This window comes from Chloroflexia bacterium SDU3-3, from assembly GCA_009268125.1.
Classification (GTDB): Bacteria; Chloroflexota; Chloroflexia; order Chloroflexales; family Roseiflexaceae; genus SDU3-3.
Genome location: WBOU01000001.1, coordinates 55,019 through 72,435, shown reverse-complemented (window position 1 = coordinate 72,435; position 17,417 = coordinate 55,019). Strand labels below are relative to the sequence as shown.

At 65.8% G+C, this 17,417-nt stretch carries 13 protein-coding genes; 7 read left to right on the top strand and 6 right to left on the bottom strand.

The features are described 5' to 3' along the window. Positions 1–936, top strand: a complete 936-nt coding sequence (locus tag F8S13_00275; protein KAB8145561.1) for an aldo/keto reductase — start codon at positions 1–3, stop codon at positions 934–936. Positions 937–1,024: 88 nt separating this feature from the next. Here F8S13_00275 and F8S13_00270 read toward each other — a convergent pair whose 3' ends face one another. Together F8S13_00270 and F8S13_00265 are read right to left on the bottom strand one after the other, a co-directional pair. Beyond that, positions 1,025–1,843 (bottom strand): YceI family protein, encoded by an 819-nt coding sequence (locus F8S13_00270; protein ID KAB8145560.1) that lies wholly within the window; start codon positions 1,841–1,843, stop codon positions 1,025–1,027. A 283-nt stretch (positions 1,844–2,126) separates the two neighbouring features. Beyond that, positions 2,127–4,193 (bottom strand): beta-galactosidase, encoded by a 2,067-nt coding sequence (locus F8S13_00265; protein KAB8145559.1) that lies wholly within the window; start codon positions 4,191–4,193, stop codon positions 2,127–2,129. Positions 4,194–4,451: 258 nt separating this feature from the next. On the opposite strand from F8S13_00265, the gene F8S13_00260 reads away from it, so the two are divergent. Then, positions 4,452–5,654, top strand: a complete 1,203-nt coding sequence (locus tag F8S13_00260; GenBank protein ID KAB8145558.1) for a hypothetical protein — start codon at positions 4,452–4,454, stop codon at positions 5,652–5,654. 14 nt (positions 5,655–5,668) lie between these two features. Here the strand turns inward: F8S13_00260 and F8S13_00255 are convergent, their stop codons facing one another. Next, positions 5,669–6,397, bottom strand: a complete 729-nt coding sequence (locus F8S13_00255; GenBank protein KAB8145557.1) for a hypothetical protein — start codon at positions 6,395–6,397, stop codon at positions 5,669–5,671. A 181-nt stretch (positions 6,398–6,578) separates the two neighbouring features. On the opposite strand from F8S13_00255, the gene F8S13_00250 reads away from it, so the two are divergent. Genes F8S13_00250 through F8S13_00240 form a run of 3 tightly spaced genes read left to right on the top strand, consistent with a single transcriptional unit; the run spans position 6,579 to position 9,754 of the window. Then, on the top strand, positions 6,579–7,181 hold the full coding sequence (locus F8S13_00250; GenBank protein KAB8145556.1) for an ECF transporter S component: 603 nt from the start codon (positions 6,579–6,581) through the stop codon (positions 7,179–7,181). A gap of 12 nt (positions 7,182–7,193) precedes the next feature. Continuing rightward, positions 7,194–8,930 carry an ATP-binding cassette domain-containing protein gene (locus F8S13_00245; protein ID KAB8145555.1) on the top strand — a complete coding sequence of 579 codons (1,737 nt, stop codon included), beginning with the start codon at positions 7,194–7,196 and terminating at the stop codon, positions 8,928–8,930. Continuing rightward, positions 8,930–9,754, top strand: a complete 825-nt coding sequence (locus tag F8S13_00240) for an energy-coupling factor transporter transmembrane protein EcfT (GenBank protein ID KAB8145554.1) — start codon at positions 8,930–8,932, stop codon at positions 9,752–9,754. Before F8S13_00245 ends, F8S13_00240 begins: the two co-directional genes overlap by 1 nt. Before the next feature lie 73 nt (positions 9,755–9,827). Here the strand turns inward: F8S13_00240 and F8S13_00235 are convergent, their stop codons facing one another. From F8S13_00235 to F8S13_00225, 3 genes are all read right to left on the bottom strand, one after another. Next, positions 9,828–12,275: an extracellular solute-binding protein gene (locus F8S13_00235; protein KAB8145553.1), complete on the bottom strand. Its 2,448-nt coding sequence runs from the start codon at positions 12,273–12,275 to the stop codon at positions 9,828–9,830. Then, positions 12,272–13,075 (bottom strand): hypothetical protein, encoded by an 804-nt coding sequence (locus tag F8S13_00230; protein KAB8145552.1) that lies wholly within the window; start codon positions 13,073–13,075, stop codon positions 12,272–12,274. Before F8S13_00230 ends, F8S13_00235 begins: the two co-directional genes overlap by 4 nt. A 72-nt stretch (positions 13,076–13,147) precedes the next feature. Beyond that, entirely contained in the window at positions 13,148–13,546 is a 399-nt protein-coding gene (locus F8S13_00225; GenBank protein KAB8145551.1) for a hypothetical protein, read from the bottom strand. A 510-nt stretch (positions 13,547–14,056) separates the two neighbouring features. Between F8S13_00225 and F8S13_00220 the strand changes: the two genes are divergently transcribed. Continuing rightward, entirely contained in the window at positions 14,057–14,932 is an 876-nt protein-coding gene (locus F8S13_00220; GenBank protein ID KAB8145550.1) for an alpha/beta fold hydrolase, read from the top strand. 123 nt (positions 14,933–15,055) lie between these two features. Continuing rightward, complete coding sequence (locus F8S13_00215; protein KAB8145549.1) at positions 15,056–17,407, top strand: PAS domain S-box protein; 2,352 nt, start codon at positions 15,056–15,058, stop codon at positions 17,405–17,407. The last annotated feature ends 10 nt before the right edge of the window (positions 17,408–17,417 follow it).

Below are 17,417 nucleotides of genomic sequence, written 5' to 3'. Positions count from 1 at the left end.
ATGGACTATCGACAGCTTGGCAGCGCGGGCATCCGCGTCTCCACCATCGGCCTGGGCACCAACCAGTTTGGCGGCAAGGTCGACCAGGCCACCGTCACGGCCATCCTGGCCGAGGCTCGCGAGCTGGGCATCAACCTGATCGACACCGCCGACATCTACCGCGAGGGTAACTCGGAAACTACCATCGGCAACGCCATCAAGGGCAGCCGCAGCAGCTATGTGCTGGCCACCAAGGGCTACCATAAGGCCGGGCCAGGGCCAAACGACTACGGTGCATCGCGCGGGCACCTGCTCAGCGCGATCGAGGGCAGCCTACGGCGGCTGCAGACCGACTACATCGACCTGTACCAGATCCACAGCTGGGATGCCACCACGCCGATCGAGGAGACCCTGCGCACGCTCGACGATCTGGTGCGCAGCGGCAAGGTGCGCTACGTCGGCGCGTCCAACTTCGCGGCCTGGCAGCTCTCGCGCGCCAACCTGCTGGCCGAACTGCGCGGCTGGACGCCGTTCGTCACCATCCAGCCGCACTACCACATGTTCGAGCGCCAGATCGAGCAGGAGCTGGTGCCCTACTGCAACGCCTACGGCGTCGGCATCCTGCCCTACTTCCCGCTGGCGGGCGGCTTCCTGACCGGCAAATACCAGCAGGGCCAGCCCGCACCCGCAGGGTCGCGCGGCGAGAGCAATAGCTATGTGCAGCAGTACATGACCGAGGACAACTTCGCCAGGCTGGCTACGCTCACGGCCTGGGCCGCCGAGCGCGGGCACACCATGGGCGATCTGGCCCACGCCTGGCTGCTGGCGCAGCCGCGCGTCAGCTCGGTGATCTCGGGCGTCACAAGCCTGGAGCAGCTGCACAGCAACGCGCGCGGGGCGGGCTGGCAGCTCACCGCCGCCGAGCGCGACGAGGTCAACGCCATCCTCAAGGGATAGCGGGCAAGAGCGCAGCAGCACCACAACAGACAGGCGGCGGGGAAGTGCTCCCCGCCGCCTGCCTCTGTCTCTCTATGGGCTACCAGCGCTACTGCACCGGCTGGGCCACGAAATCTAGCTCAAGCCGCACGCTATCGGCCACGGTATCAACCGAGGGTGAGTCGGGGATGTTCAGGTTGAAATCGCGGTAAGGGAAGGATGCGGTGGCGGTGCCCTTCAGGCGCGTCTCGCTCTCGGCGGTGGCGGTCACATCGAAGGTCACCGGCTTGGTCACATCGGTGATTGTCAGATCACCCTGGATCTGGAAGGTATAGCTCTGGCCGACCGCGCCCTTCTCGGGCAGGCCCGTGATCGCGGTGGGCTTGAAGCTCACGTACTCGAAATCGTCGGTGCGCAGGATGGCATTCTTGATCGCGCGGTTGCGGAACTCGTTGTCGGTTGCCAGGGCGCGCACATCCACCTGGATGATGCCAACCTGCGAGTTCTGCGGGTTGCTCGGGTCGATCGCGATCTGGCCAGCCACCTGATCGGTCTTGCCGACCACCGTCACGGGGTTACCGCGCAGCACCTCGTCGATCAGGAAGCGGGCCTCGGACTCGGCAGAGACGATCTCGAACACCACGGGCGCGCCCGCTGCGGCCTCGGCGGGGGTGCTGGTCGCAGATTCGCTGGTGGCTGCAGCAACAGGCGCGCTGGTGGCGGCCCCAGTCGTCGCCTCGGCGGCGGGGGCGCTGGTCGCGGCGGCAGCGGTGGCGGCGGGGGCGCTGGTCGCGGCAGCGCTGGTGCCGATCGGGATGGCCTGGATGGGGCCGCTGGCCTGCGCTGGCGGGCGGAACACATAGAACGCGACCAGCGCAATGACGATCACCACCACAGCCGCCACCCCTATTGCAATCTTTCGTACCACAGTCCTCTCCTCTTTCGCTATTTTCTACTATCGAAAATATAGCAACAAGCATAGCATCGAAAGACGGTAAGGCAACTGAGAGAATCCTTAGGATGACGTTGGTATTTTCTGAGGATGTATGACTGCAGAGACCTTCAGAATAGCATAAAAGGGCCTAGCTGTATACACAGCTAGGCCCTTTTATGCTTAATTGTTAGGCATTGACGATTATAACCCAACCGTGCAGGCTCGTCACGTCGAAGGGACATCACCTCAGGTACCATCACGAGCTGCGCGCCCAACGCTAGGCATCAAGCACGATCACCCGCACACCGTATGGCTCCAGCGTGATGTAGCCCTCAAGCTGCACCCCCAGGGCGTCGCGCATGCCGCGCAGCAGCTCCAGCTCGCGAAACTCGCCGCTGTAGTTCAGCAAGAAGGCGAAGCGCTGCCCGGTGGCCGGGTGCTGGCGCAGGCACAGCTCGACCGAGCGCGGCAGATCGAACAGGCCGACGGCGGGCGAGGAGATGCCGATCTCGAACAGCAGAAACTCGGCGAGCGGCTGGGTGAAGGTCGAGCCATAGGTGTAGACCCGGCCAGCGCCCACCGGGTTGCGCACCAGCACGGGCGAGCCGCTGTAGAAGCCGCTGCCGTACTCGGCTAGCACCGTGGCCTGCGGCGACTGAACCATGAGCTGCTCGTTGAACAGCTCGGCGCGGATGATGCCCTCGGTGGGCGAGGTCTCGACCCACGAGAGCGCGGGCGGCTGCTCGTGCGGGCCGACACGGGTGAAGTCGGCCACGGTCACGCCACACAGCTCGGCCAGCGGCCCGGGCATGGGGCGCATGGCCACTTGGCCGCTGGGCAGCTTGTAGCCAGTGCGACAGCCCAGCACCAGCGCGCCGCCCTGCTCCACATACGCGGCCAGCACCGCCGCCGTCTCCTCGCTGAGGATGGCCGGATGGGGGTAGACCAGCAGGCGGTAGCGGGCCAGATCGGCGGCGGTTGTCGTTGGGCGCATATACACCGCGTCGCAGGGGATATGCTGGTACTGCAGCGCCTTCACCCAGGCGTGCGTGCTCTGCTGGGCCAGCGGGCCGTGCCACACATCCAGCTCGCCATCCCACTCATTCTCGTAGTCCAGCACAATAGCGACATCCGCCACCACCTGCGACCCAACGATCTGCGGCCCGATCGTGGCCAGCTCCTGGCCGATCTGGGCGGCCTCGGCGATACGGCGATTGGGCTGGTTGTGGTAGTCGTTCAGGCCGTGCCAGTAGATCTCGGTGCCCATGGTAGCCGTGCGCCAGCGGAAGTACAGCAGCATATCGGCCCCATGCGCGATCGACTGGTAGGTCCACAGCCGCATCTGGCCGGGCTTGGGGGCGGGCTGGGCCATGCGGTTTACCCAACCGCCAGGGCCAGACTGCTGCTCCATGATCGCGAAGGTCGGCGAGATGCCGCGCACGCGGCTCAGATTCCAGCCGCCGATCCGGTCGAGCAGCGGCTCGGGGCCTGCGTCGGGGTAGATCGTGGCGAAGTTGGGGTACGAGTCGTACGAGAAGAAGTCCAGCGCCTGCTCGGTGAGCGCGTAGCTGTCCAGATGGCCAAACATGCCGTTGGTGGTGACCCAGCGCCCCGGTGAGCGCGGGCGGATGATCTCGGCCTGCATCGCCGCGAAGCTGATCGCGCTGTCCGAGATGAAGCGCTTCTCATCGAGCGACTGGTGGGGGTTGGGCGAGTCGCTGGGCGTGAGGCCGGTGAGCCGCACCTGCGCCCAGTCGCTGTAGGTCTGGCTCCAGAACACCGTGCCCCAGGCGGCGTTCAGGGCATCCAGGCTTTGGTAGCGCCCCTGCAGCCACGCGCGGAAGGCCGTATGGTCGGCCTCGGCGTAGAAGACATTCACCTCGCAGTTCAGCTCGTTGTCGATCTGCCAGCCGATCAGCGCGGGGTGCTGGCCATAGTGCTCGGCCAGCTGGGTGACGATCCGGGCCGACAGCTCGCGGTAGATCGGCGCGTTGTAGCTGTAGTGGCGGCGCTGGCCGTGCTGGTAGGGCAGGCCCTCGCGGGTGGCGTTCAGCACCTCGGGGTGGCCGTGGGTCAGCCAGGCCGGCGGCGTGGCCGTGGGTGTGCCGAGGATGACGGCCAGGCCGTGCTGGTGCGCCAGATCGAGCACGCGGTCGAATAGCGCGAAGGAGAACTGCCCATCGGCAGGCTCGAAGATCGACCACGCGAACTCGGCCATGCGCACCACCGAGAAGCCAAGCTCGCGCATCCGGCGAAAATCATCATCCCAGAGCGATTCCGGCCACTGCTCGGGGTAGTAGCACACCCCGAGCCGGAACTGCTCGCTCGATAGGGCTTTTGCCATGGTTCCTCACCTTACATGTCTACAGTCGCACACGCAGTGCCCACCGCAAACTACGAACAAAGTACGGGTTGCCATACTATACGCCGATGATATACTTGCCGCAAGTTCCTTTCACGTTATGCCAATTGGTAGCGCCTATGCCCGCACGGGCCGTTTGCGCACGGCCTCACGCTGCGCTGCAGCGGTTGTGCGCACATAGGCCGATAGAGCTTTGCGCAAACTGTGTGCAGCCGCATGGAGCAGCAGAAAGGACTCGCTGTGGAAGAAGAGTACTACGCCCAACGCCTCTATCAGCGGATCGAAGCCGCCCTGGGATCGAACGTCTACAGCTTCACCGAGCTGGTCCGGCAGTGCGCGGGGGCCTACCCCACCACGGTCGCCACGCACATGCGCGATCATCCATCGCTGCCCCTGCTGCGCCAGCGCGACACAGCCCGCATCCAGGCGCTGCCCGCCATGATCCCCCAGGGCATCACCACGCAGATCGAGAACAACCCTGCGCTGGCCTCGTGGTACTTCTCCACCGAGACGTGCGCGCGCATCGAGCACATGCGCAGCTGGGATGGCATGCGGCTGGCCTTCCTGGGCGCGCCGCGACTCTACGAGTGGTTCCGCGCCCGCCGGGTCGGCGGCTACCGCGCCCTGCTGGATGCCGACGATGCGCTCATCCAGGACACCAGCGGCGCGGCGGCCCGCTCGGGCGACATGGCCTACCACTACGATGTAGCCGACGACCCCGGCCAGCTGGGCCAGCCGCCCTTTGATGCGGTGTTCCTTGACCCGCCCTGGTACGCCGACGAGTACCCGCTGTGGCTGGCCCGCGCCCGCCAGCTAGCCCCCCAGGGCACGCTGCTGCTGGCGCTCTTCCCCGACCTGACGCGGCCCAGCGCCACTGGCGAGCGCGGCAGGATCATCGGGGCGCTCCAGATGCAGTTCTGCGCGGTGCAGATGCTCAGCGGCTTCCTGCACTACGACACGCCCTCGTTCGAGCAGGGCCAGCTGCACATGGCCGGGTTCGGCAACATGGGGCCATGGCGCAGCGCCGATCTGGTGGTGGCCAGCGGCCCGCGCGCTGGCCACGTGGCCAGCGCAGCCCCGCAGCAGCGTGTGCGCTGGCAGGAGGCCCGCGTGGGCGATCTGCGTTTCTTCATCGCCCACCGCCCATCGCTGGCCGCCCAGGGCGAGCGCCTGCTCTACCAGCTGGGCGAGTCGCTGGTGCTCAGCTCGCCCAGCCGCCGCAGCCCGCTGTTCCAGCAGGCCAACGTGCTCACCTCGCGCGGGCACGGGCTGGCCACCAGCAGCCCCGCGCGGCTGACCACCGCCATCGATGCGCTGGGGGCCAGCGCGCCCAGCACACGCGAGGCCACACTGGCCCATCTGGGGGTCGATGGCGAGTCGGCGGAGATCCTGCGCGAGATCCTGATGATCGAGATACCCTACGCCATGGCGCACCAGCGGTAGCGCGGGCCAAGCTTTTATTCCTGGCCGAGCGGCGGGCACAGCCGCCCGGCCAGCGTGCCGCACAGCAGCGCGATGGCGGCGCGGCGGCTGGGGGCGATCTGGCGCGAGCCATCGGCATACACCAGCAGGTTGCGGCGGGTGTGCAGATCGTTGGCCAACACCACATCCGACCCGCTGGCGCGCAGGCTCTGGCTGGCCCGCGCCGCCATCTCCTCCACGCTCTGCCCGGCGGTGGTCTTAAACGACACCAGCGCCACATCGGGGCGCATCGCCTTGACCATGGTCAGCAGCTTCTCGCTCGGGCGCAGCGCGATGGTGGCCGAGCGGGCGTGGTGCAGGCGCGGCGCGCTTTTGCCAAACGCGGCGCTCTGCTCCTCCGCGTCATCCTCTCCGCGCACCACCAGATCCTCGGGCTCGAAGTCGCAGATCGCGGCGGCCATCACCACGGCCCTGGTGTGCGGCGCGGCCAGCAGGCCCCGCAGCAGCGCCGCCACGTCGGCATTGGTCTCGGGGCTAGCGGGGCAGCCCAGCGCGGCCAGCATGCGGCGTGTGGCGGGGCCGGGGCGGCCGGCCATGCGCATGGGGATGCGGTGGATCTCCCACCCGGCCAGGGCGGGCGCGGCGCGCAGGCGCGCGGCGATAACGCTGCCCACCTGGCCATAGGCCGGGGCACACAGCGCTAGATGCGGGCGGATGTGGGCCAGAGTGCCGCCAGTGATGACGGCGATCATGGGCGGTGGCATTGCGCTCTCCTTGTTCAGTGGCGTGGCGATAGTATAGCAAGAGCTACCTCGCCGCCTTTAATCGCACTGCCCCAAGCTACACAGGCCCTTCCCCAGCTTACACAGACCTTTCCCCAAGCGGATCGCAAGGCATCTGCAAATCTCTGCTACCATGGTGGAACGTTCTCAGAAGGAGTGGCAGATGACACAGGCGAAAAACGAACGACAGACCGGATTGAACACCCGCCGGATTGTGGTGGGCGGCGTGCTTGGCGCTATCGCGATCGTGCTGGCGGTGACGCGGCTGGGCTTCATCCCCGTGCCCAACCTCACCGGAAACGCCACAATCATGCACATCCCCGCGATCATCGGCGCGGTGCTAGAGGGGCCGCTGGTGGGAACGCTGGCGGGCGGCATCTTCGGCATCTATAGCCTGCTCTACTCGGGGTCGCCGCTGTTTGCCAACCCGCTGATCTCGGTAGCACCGCGCCTGCTGATCGGTGTCGCCTCGTGGCTGGCCTACCGCAGCCTGGTGAAGGTCAACCAAGATCTGGCGGCGGTGGTGGCCGGGGTGGTGGGCACGCTCACCAACACCGTGCTGGTGGTGGGGGCCATCCTGCTGTTTGCGCAGCTGCCAGCTGGCACTGGCGCGGGCGCGTTCGTGCTCTCGCTAGTGCCGCAGGCTCTGGCCGAGCTGGTGATCGCCGCGATTGTCACCCCACTAGTGGTGCGCGCGGTCAACCTGGTGCGCTCGGGCCGCACCACCGCCAGCGAGCGCGGCTCGCGCGACGACTCCTCATTCTAGGCAGCAGGGCATATGATCAAGCTAGAACAGGCCGCGTTTAGCTACAACGCAGGCCAACGCGACGCCATCCACGCCGTGCGCCCGCTCGACCTCGCCATCGCCCCTGGCGAGCTGGTGGCGGTGATCGGGGCCAACGGCAGCGGGAAAAGCACCCTGGCCCGCATGCTGTGCGCGCTGGCGCTGCCTACGGCGGGGCGCATCACCGTGGATGGGGTGGAGCTCGCGCCGCAGCACGCCTGGGAGGTGCGCAGGCGAGTGGGCATGGTCTTCCAGCGCCCCGACGACCAGCTGATCGCCAACACCGTGGTGGACGACGTGGCCTTCGGGCCGGAGAACCTGGGGCTGCCGCCCGCCGAGATCGAGCGGCGGGTGCAGGGCGCGCTGGCCGCGCTGGGGCTGGAGCAGCTCGCCGACATGCAGATCAGCCAGCTCTCGGGCGGCGAGAAGCAGCGCGTGGCGATCGCGGGCGTGCTGGCCATGGAGCCGCGCTACCTCATTCTGGATGAGCCGACCACTATGATCCCGCAGCAGCAGGCCCGCGACCTGATCGGGCTGGCCCACGGGCTGCGCGAGCGGCTGGGCGTGGCGGTCATCCACATCACCCACTTCATGCCCGAGATCATCACATTCGACCGCGTGGTGGTGCTGCACCAGGGGCAGGTGGCCATGCAGGGAACCCCGCGCGAGGTGTTCGCCCAGCGCGGGCGGCTGGCCGCGCTGGGGCTGGCGGTGCCCATGGCAGCTGCCCTGGCCGAGCGGCTGCGGCGGCGCGGCGTAGCCCTGCCCGAGGTGGTGCTGACGCCCGCCGAGCTGCGTGCGCACATGGCCCCGCTGGCCAAGCCCGCTGCCACCCCACCCGCGCCTATCAACCCCAACGAGCGCACATCCCCACAGGCCAGCGCGCCGCTGATCGAGGTGCGTGACCTACACTTCTCGTACATGGCCGGAACCCCGCTGGAGCGGCCCGCGCTGCGTGGGGCTTCCTGCGCGATTGCGCCGGGCGAGACCGTGGCTATCCTGGGCGGCACCCAGGCGGGCAAGAGCACACTGGTGGAGTTTTTCAACGCGCTGCGCACGCCGGGGCCGGGGCACGTATTCTACCAGGGCCAGGATGTGGCCGCACCCGGGTTCGACCGCGAGCGGCTGCGGCGGGCCGTGGCCGTGGTGTTCCAGCAGCCCGAGACCCAGCTGCTGGAGGAGATCGTGGGCATGGACATCTCGTACGCGCCGCGCCAGAAGAAGCTGCCGCCCGCGCAGTCGCGCGCCCTGGTGCAGCGGGCCATGGAGCAGGCCGGGCTGGACTACGAGGCCTTCCGGCTGCGCTACGTGCACGCCCTGAGCGGCGGGCAGAAGCGCCGGGTTGCGATCGCGGGGGCGCTGGCCGCCGAGCCGCAGGCGCTGGTGCTGGATGAGCCGACGGCGGGGCTGGACCCGCAGGGCCGCGACGAGCTGGCCGCGCTGGTGGGCGGGCTGCGCGGCGACGACCGCATGGCCGTGGTGGTGGTGGGCCACAGCTTTGACGCGCTGGCCAGCCGCGCCGACCGCGTGCTGGTGATGGCCGAGGGCCGCGTGGTGATGGAGGGAGCGCCCCGCGCCCTGCTGCGCCGCGCCGACGAGCTGCTGGCCCACGGCGTGGAGCTAGACGAGGCGGCCAGCATCGCCCTGGAGCTGCGGGCGGTGTTCCCCGCGCTCTCCACCGACGTGCTCGACCTCGACGAGCTTGAGCGCGCGATCATGGAGGTGCTGTGATGGCGATAGAGTTCTCGCGCAACGTCACCTTTGGCCAGTACATCGACACCCGCTCGGCCATCCACCGGCTGGACCCGCGCACCAAGCTGCTGTGCACCGCCGGGCTGATGCTGGCGCTGCTGGCCAGCGGCAGCTTTGTGTCGGCGGGCGTGGTCGTGGTGGCGCTGGCTATCGCCATCGGGGTGGCCCACATCCCCGTGGGCTACATGCTGCGCGGGCTGCGGCTGCTGGTGGGCACCATGCTGGTGCTGTTCTGCTTCCAGGTGCTGTTCTACCCCACCGAGGGCGCGCAGGTGCTCTGGCGCTGGGGCTGGCTGGCGGTCACGTGGGAAGGGCTGCGGCTGGGCATAATCACGCTCCTGCGCGTAGTGCTGCTGTACACCCTCGTCACCACGCTGATGCTGACCACCACGCTGATGGATCTGGCCGACGGGCTAGAGGTGATGCTGGCCCCGCTGGCCCGCCTGCGCATCCCTGTGAACGAGCTGGTGATGACGCTGGTGATCGCGCTGAAGTTCGTGCCGCTGCTGGTGGGCGAGGTCGAGCGGCTGGTGAAGGCGCAGGCCGCGCGCGGCCAGGGCATCGACACCGGCGGGCTGCTGGGCCGCGCGCGGGCCTTGGGCGGCATCCTGGTGCCGCTGTTCGTGGGGGCCATGGCCCGCGCCGAGGTGGTGGCCACCGCCATGGATGCGCGCTGCTACCGAGGCGGGCGCGGCAGAACCAAGCGGCGCGTGCTGCGCCTGGCCCGCGCCGACTGGCGGGCGCTGGCGGCGGGCGCGCTGGCCACGGCGGGCGCGCTCGCGGCGGGCTGGGCGGGGCTGTAGGAAACCGCAGATCGGTAGATAAAAATGGCGGCGCGGCATATTTCTGCCGCGCCGCCATTTTTGCGCCGCACCATCACTCGGGCGAGCACGCCCAATCATCGGGGCTACGGGCGAGGCAGGCCAGCACCTGCTCGTAGCGCTTCTGCGCATCATCAAGCGCCTGGGCCAGATTATCGCCGTGCAGCGAGGCGTCGAGCGCGCCCAGCAGCAGCCGATCGACCGCCGAGCGCGCCACCTGCGGGGTGGCGGCGGGGTGCTGCTGGGCCAGCAGCGGGGCGTAGGCGGCGTACACCTGGGCGCTGCCCGCCGCCGCCGTGGCCGCCCAGTCCGCGCCCGTGGCCAGCGAGCGGCGCGCGGGGAAGCGCTCGGGCGGGATGGCCACGGGCTGCGCGCCCAGGTAGCGCAGCCAGGGCCAGCACGCCTCGCCGTGGTCGCTCTGGGCGCTGATCGCCAGCACCACGCTGATCTCGATATCGTCGGCGCTCAGGCGCGCGGGGTCGCCGGGCGGCGGGGCCAGCGCCAGCCACGATAGGGTGCCGCCCAGGCTGCTGTAGATCGAGTCGCCCGTCGGCGCATCAAACCACAGCGCCGACGAGGCCGAGCGCGCCGCGCTGGCGTATTCCGGCGTGCCCATGGGCGGCAGGTCGCGCGCCGAGGCCCGCGCTAGATCGCGCAGGGCCTGCATGGCGGCCAGCGCCTCGGGGCTGTTGAGCCGCAGCGCCGCGCCCGCGCCGCCAAACTGCCGCACCCAGTAGCTCGCGTCGCCAGGGCGCACCACAAAGGCGTAGCTCGCCCCTTCCTGCCCTCCCAGCGCATCGACCGCCCGCGCGAAATCACCCATGCCCCACACGCCCGACGGGATCTCGACCGAGCGCGCCTGGGCCAGATCGGCCTGGTAGCGCAGCGCGCGCAGCCACAGCGCCAGCGGCAGCGTGGGCAGCTCGCCACTCTGGCGGGAGAGCGCCAGCAGCGCCGGTGGGATATCGGCCTGGGTCGCGGCGTCCACATCCAGCAGCGGCTGAAGATCGAGCGTGCGGGTGAACGGCAGACCCGGCTCGCCCAGCGCGCAGTCGCTCGCCGCGCCCTGGTCGGCATTCACCAGCGTGATAAAGCTCTCGGGGTGCTCGCGGTTGAACACGTCGGCGAGCCGCGCCAGCGCAGCCATGCGCATCGGCGGCACCGCGAAGGTGATAGGCGTCGCGCCAGCGGCTGCCACGGGCGGCGCATCCACCTGAAAAGGCCGCGCGGTCGCCGCCGGGCGCTGCTCCATGGCTAGCCTGTCGCGCTGGTAAGCCTCCAGCGCATCGGCCACCGCCTGGCCCACTGGCTGGTGCTGGGCGAGGATGGCGCGCGCCACCTGTAGGGCAAAGGTGTTGCGCAACATCACGCGCTCATCATTCGCAGGCTGGCGCTGCTCAAGCGCGGCGCGCATGGCCTGCTGCCATATGGCGTCGCCCATGCCCCAGTAGCCCTGCTGGTCGGCCACCGAGCGGCGGACCGGGGCGAACTGGAGATCGGTCTGGTCGAAGCGCAGATCCTGGCGGGTGAGGAACGACACCCAGCGCCACGCCGCCTGCGGGTGCTGCGTGCCCGCGCTGATGCCCAGCCCGCCCCGCACCATGTCGCCATCCGCCACCCACGGCATCGCGGCGAGGCCAATGGGGATGTCGGGCCGCTCGCTTGGGTCCACGGGCAGCATCATGGCATCCCACATCGCCGCCTTCCGCGCCGCCATCATCTGCTGATAGTCCGACATCCAGGTTTGGCTGGTGGTATCAAAGGGAAGAATCGCGCCGGTAGCAATCAGGCGCTGCCAGCGCTCGACATCTGGCTCTATCGCCGCCGCCGAGTCGAGCGGGTTCTGCGCCAGCGCTCCCGCAAGCGTGTGATTGCCGCCCAGATCGAGCATGCCATAGCGCGTGATCGCCGCGCCATTGCGCCGCGCAAGCTGCCCCGCGACACGGGCCAGATCATCCCACGAGTCAAGCGCGAGCGGCTCGGCAATGCCCGCGTTGCGGATGGCATCGCGATCATAGGCCAGAAACCACACCCAGAGCGTGGAGGGCATCGTGTACACCCTGCCTTCAACCGTTTGGATGGCGCGCGGGAAGATATCGTTGGGGTCAAATGTGGCGTCGGCCTGCATCAACGGATTCAAATCAAGCAACACACCCTCGCGCAGCAGCGAGCGCGGCACCTCATCGGCCTGGATGACATCGCTCTTGTAGATCGCCGCCCGCAGCGTCTGGGTGTACTGCGCAGCATCTTCCGATGAGGCCGGGGCGCTGATCGACAGATCGGTCAGATGGATGCTGATGTCGGGGTTTTGGCGCATGAATGCGTCGGCCAGCGGCTGCATGGTGCTGATGTTGGATGTTGCAAACGTGATGGCCGTCGCATTGGGAGCGGTTGTGACGCTTTGGAGCGGCTCTGGCAAGGCGGGAGGGTGCGCATAGCCATAGAGCAGGAAGGCCGCAAAGACCACAAGCAGCGTGGCAGAGAGCAGCGTAGATTTTTTCATGGCATCGCACCAATAAACGTATTATGAAGCTGGATGGCGGTAGATGCCAGAAGGTTCTGCATAAGCAAAAACATAATCAACGATACCGCACCTAAGCCGATAAAAACAACACGATCACCGCCTTTACGCCAGACCACTTGAGGCATGATGTAAACAAACAAAAACATGCTCAATACGTCAAGCATCAAGGCCCAGAGGGTAAACTGCGAGGTGCGGATCATTGCTATATTCAGCGGAAAGCAGGTCAGCAAGGCATGAAAGAGGGTATAATCAATCGAGCCAATGGGTATGACATGGTAGACAATCCTCGCTTGACCCAACAATGGCAATAGCGAGAAGAGCACTCCAATGGCGAAAGACAGCCATTTTCTCAAAAAAACCAAAGGCGCTGTTAGTGAGATCACAAACACATATGATAGCGCTGCCACCGCCAGCAGATTTAGTGGCCACGCTGCTAGTTCGCCCCCTTTCCGGGGGTCATCCACAATCAGAACACCACCCATTTTCCCTTCAGAAAAAGGGATGCACGACGCCCAGCATACTGCAACAACCGCAATCAGAAGGAAAATGCACAGAGCTGTTATCTGGAACAGGCTTCTGCTACTCAACCTGCCGTCGCTCTGTGTTTCCCGCAAAAGTGCTAAGAAGAGTATGCTTATCGGGATACATGCTAGGGTGATCTCCCAGCGCAGAAACTCGATGCTACCACGATCTGACACGAAACCGAGAAGTACGAGGAGCGCAGCAATATACCCGATGTAGTATGGATTCAAGAAAATCTTATGGATATAGGATTTCATGTATCTTTCTTTGATAAAATAAGCTTCATACGAATATACTTCTAGTATATTCGTATGAAGCTACAGTCTAGATCATCGTTTAGCTTGAGATGTTGCCTCCCATACATGCCAAACATTCTGACTGTCAGCATACTTCCATGTATGATGTGTATTCGCTGTTAATTTTGATGCAGATGGCTCGAGATCAAAGTGGCATGCTGCCTTCACTTCTCCCTTAGACATCTTTTCTGCGGACTTGGTATCCGAACAGCTATAACCAAGATTGGATTTGAGTTGCACAGTTGATATTACGGTATAAGGCTGGCTACCAGTGATAGTGGTTTTCCCAATGGCCTCTACACGAAGGGGATAAAAATCTATCCCTGTACCGCCACCTCCACCTGAGGGAGGATTTGCAAAGGTTGTACCAACAGCAACGACAGCGAGAGAAGCGCCTACAAGAATTTTACCTACTGTGCTACGAATGCTCACATGTTCCTCCTATGAATTATACGGGTGCTCGTCTATATAATGTATGCAAGTGCAAGATGTTTCATTACACCCACACAACACCATATCATATTTCCTTAAATTTTTAAGAAAACATAAACTAGCAGAAATACTAACAAGAAATATTTTATTAATCTATAGGTGTTTCATTTGAATGGCTACATTATACTATAGAATAAAGTTAGGTTGTCACTTTTGCGGCTTAAGTTTACATATACTATTTGTTTTGTTTATAGTTAGGCTTTGTTATAGCCTTTTTCAAAAGTTACACTTTATATCAATTATTTAAAAATGTAATAGTTGGGCAACAAAAAACAGACGGCATGACTATTGTCTAGCCACACTGCTTTCTCTCGTTCACGTACCGCTACCAGCGCATGCTCATCACGCCCAGGCCCACGAGGCAGATCGCCCCGCCCACCACAGCCATAAGCTATACTACTCGTGCATTAGAAGTGTACCAATACAAAACACCAGCACATAGGAGCACCCATGACCATGGACATCCCGCCCCAGCTCGCCCCGCTGGCCAGCGAGCGCGCGCTGGCCGACGGCACCCGCATCTTCCTCTACGACAGCGGCGAGGCCCACAAGCCCGCGCTGCTGCTCATCCACGGCCTGGGCGACGAGGCCGACACATGGCGCGGCCTCATCCCCGCGCTGGCGGCGCGCTACCGCGTGATCGCGCCCGACCTGCCCGGCTTCGGCAGGAGCGCCCACACGCGCCGCGCCCACACGCTGGGCTACTTCGCCAGGGCCATGGGCGGCCTGCTCGACGCGCTGGGCGTGGCGCGGGCCACGGTGGCGGGCAGCTCGCTAGGCGCGGGCGTGGCCCAGCGGCTGGCGCTCTGGCAGCCGGGGCGCGTGGAGCGGCTGGTGCTGATCGGCGGCGCGCTGCCCGTGGGCGGCGGCAAGACCGCCGTGAAGACGCTGCTCTACCTGGTGCCGGGGGTGGGCGAGCTGATGTATGTGCGCAACCGCCGCTCGCAGGATGTGGCCGCCGCCGGGCTGCGCCCCTACTACGCCAGCTTTGACGCGCTACCCAACGACGACCAGTCATTTCTGCGCCAGCGCGTGTGGGCTAGGGTGTGGAGCGCGCCGCAGCGCCGCGCCTTCCTCTCCACCGTGCGCTGGCTGGCCATCGACCGCAGCCTGCGCGCCGATAGCTTCCGCACACGGCTGACCAAACTCGCTGTGCCCACCCTGCTGCTGTGGGGCGAGCACGACCGCATCCAGTCGCTGGAGCGCGGCAGCGAGATGGCGGCGCTGCTGCCAAACGCACGGCTGGAGATCATCCCCGGCGCAGGGCACCTGCCCCAGCAGGAGCAGCCCGAGGCGGTGGCTCGGGCCATGCTGGCCGAAGACTAGGCCGGCAGCCAGCGTGACCTTGGCCATCTTCATGCGCTCTGGCTTATCTAACGTCTGATTCCGGCACGCTTCTTGCGGGCAGACACGCGTGAGGGGTAGACGCTGCGAACATGGGCAGGTGCTATGGGAAATAACCACCGTTCTGAACGCACTCGTGACGCAGCCGCCCTGGCACCGCTGGTACGGTATGCCCGCCCGCTGATCGCGCAGAAATACGACGATGCGCGGGTGCGGGTGTGGGTGGTTGGCTGCGGCACCGGCGAGCCTGCCTATACCGTGGCGATCCAGCTCCACGAGCTGCTGGCGCAGGGACACACCCGGCTATCGCTTCAGATCTTCGCCACCGACACCAGCCAGGAGGCGATCGCGACCGCCCGCCAGGGGATGTACTCGCAGTCCTCCGCCAGCCAGATCGCGCCCGATCACCCGGATGCTTTCTTCACACTGTCGGGCCAGCGCTATCGGATCAGCCCCTCTATACGAGACACACTGGTGTTCTCACGCCACAATCCGCTGAGCGACCCGCCGTTTCCGCGCCTCGATATGATCGTCGTGCTGGATGCTCCGGGGCTTGAGGCGCAGGATTCGTACGAGCGCCTGCTGGCCGCATTCCACTTTGCGCTGCAGGGCCAGGGGCTGCTGGCGATTGAGAACTGCGCGCTCGATACCGCCTCCTCGCCGCTGTTTGCGCTACGCGGCCAGGAGCACGGGCTTCGGATCTACACCGCATGCGCGGTATCGGCCAGCGCGCATGCCCACCCGCTTGCGGGCGGCGGCGCTCAGCGCGCGGAAAGCGAGGCGGCGGTAGGTGGCGCAGCGCCGCCACATATCCGCACGGTGCCCGAGCTGACCTATGCGGATATGCGCGCGACAATCGCGACCCTGACGGCAGTGCAGGAAGAGTACCAGGCCTTCAACGAGGAGCTGATCACCTATAACAGCGAGCTGCAGTACCGGGTTGATGATCTCACCCAGATCAACACCGATCTGCAGAATCTGCTCTTCGCCAGCAATATCGGCACGCTGTTCCTCAACGCCCGTCTGCAGGTGATCGGTGCGACGCCGAGCGTGCGCAGCGTGTTCCAGCTGGATGAGGCCAGTACGCCGCAGCCGATCGTGCAGGTGGAGCACCGGCTAGACTACCCCCAGCTGCTCGGCGATCTGCAGAGCGTGATCGACAGCGGACAGGGGATTGAGCGCGAGGTCGCGGATGATCAGGGCTACTGGTACTTGGTGCGGGTCCAGCCCTACCACGGCCAAGGGCCGCAAGCCAGCGGTGTGGTGCTGTCCTACATCGACATCTCTGAGCGCAGGCAGCACCAGCAGGCGCTGGCGCAGGAGCGCAGCACGCTCGCATCGATCTTGGAGAGCATCAGCGACGCGTACGCTAGCATCGACAAGGGCTGGCGCTGCCGCTATGTCAACCAGGCCGCCGAGCGCCTGCTGGGCATCGACCGCAGCGATATGCTGGGCCAGGACATCCGGGTGGTGCTGGCCCGGACCGAGCTGGCCCCCTACCTCGCCTCAGTCCAGCAGGTGATGCAGGATCGGAACATGATCGTGTTCGAGGGGCGCTACCCATCCACGGACACCTGGGTGGATGTGCGAGTCTACCCGATGGATGATGGCGGCATGACGATCTACCAGCGCGACATCACCGAGCGCAAGCAGGCCGAGTTGCTGCGGCAGCGGTCGAGCCAAGAGCTTGAGCAGCGGGTGGCCGTGCGCACGGCGGCGCTGGACGCAGCGAACCGCTCGCTCCAGGCCGAGGCCCGGGCACGAGAGCATCTGGAGCAGGTGCGCCGCGAGCTGCTGCGCGGCGTGGTGAGCGCCCAGGAGCAAGAGCGCAAGCGGCTCTCGCACGAGCTGCACGACCAGCTGGGCCAGGAGATCACCGCGCTGATGCTGGGGCTGCAGGCGCTCAAGGATCGGTCCTATGGGCGGGGTGCGACGCTCGGCCAGATCGAGCAGCTGCTTATGCTCTGCGACGATCTGAGCCAGGAGGTGCACCAGATGGCGCTGGACCTTCGCCCGCCTGCGCTGGACGACCTGGGGCTGGTGGCTACGCTCACCAACTACATCGAGCGCTGGGGCAGCCGCTCGGGGATCGCCGTGGATCTGCACAGCGACCTTGGCAAGGCCCGCCTGCCCGCCGATATGGAGGTTACAATCTTCCGGGTGGTGCAGGAGGCGCTGACCAATGTGATGCGCTACGCCGGGGCCACCCATGTGGGCCTGCTGATCGAGCTGCGGGGCGACGGCCAGCTGCTGGTGATCATTGAGGACAATGGCATCGGCTTTGATGCCGATGCCATCCTAGAAAACCCCAAGAAGACCGGGCGGCTTGGCCTGCTGGGGATGAGCGAGCGGGTCGCCCAGATCGGCGGCACCCTAACGATTGAGTCTACGTCTGGCAGCGGCACTACGATCTTTGTGCAGGTGCCACTTGAGAGCATACCATCAGGGCCAGAATAGGATGCTGGAA

What these genes read in the sequence shown, in the direction of transcription:
- F8S13_00265 (KAB8145559.1), bottom strand. Translation starts at nt 4,193, where the DNA reads ATGGCAAAAGCCCTATCGAGCGAGCAGTTCCGGCTCGGGGTGTGCTAC.
- F8S13_00230 (KAB8145552.1), bottom strand. Translation starts at nt 13,075, where the DNA reads ATGAAATCCTATATCCATAAGATTTTCTTGAATCCATACTACATCGGG.
- F8S13_00250 (KAB8145556.1), top strand. Translation starts at nt 6,579, where the DNA reads ATGACACAGGCGAAAAACGAACGACAGACCGGATTGAACACCCGCCGG.
- F8S13_00245 (KAB8145555.1), top strand. Translation starts at nt 7,194, where the DNA reads ATGATCAAGCTAGAACAGGCCGCGTTTAGCTACAACGCAGGCCAACGC.
- F8S13_00235 (KAB8145553.1), bottom strand. Translation starts at nt 12,275, where the DNA reads ATGAAAAAATCTACGCTGCTCTCTGCCACGCTGCTTGTGGTCTTTGCG.
- F8S13_00240 (KAB8145554.1), top strand. Translation starts at nt 8,930, where the DNA reads ATGGCGATAGAGTTCTCGCGCAACGTCACCTTTGGCCAGTACATCGAC.
- F8S13_00275 (KAB8145561.1), top strand. Translation starts at nt 1, where the DNA reads ATGGACTATCGACAGCTTGGCAGCGCGGGCATCCGCGTCTCCACCATC.
- F8S13_00255 (KAB8145557.1), bottom strand. Translation starts at nt 6,397, where the DNA reads ATGCCACCGCCCATGATCGCCGTCATCACTGGCGGCACTCTGGCCCAC.
- F8S13_00215 (KAB8145549.1), top strand. Translation starts at nt 15,056, where the DNA reads ATGGGAAATAACCACCGTTCTGAACGCACTCGTGACGCAGCCGCCCTG.
- F8S13_00220 (KAB8145550.1), top strand. Translation starts at nt 14,057, where the DNA reads ATGACCATGGACATCCCGCCCCAGCTCGCCCCGCTGGCCAGCGAGCGC.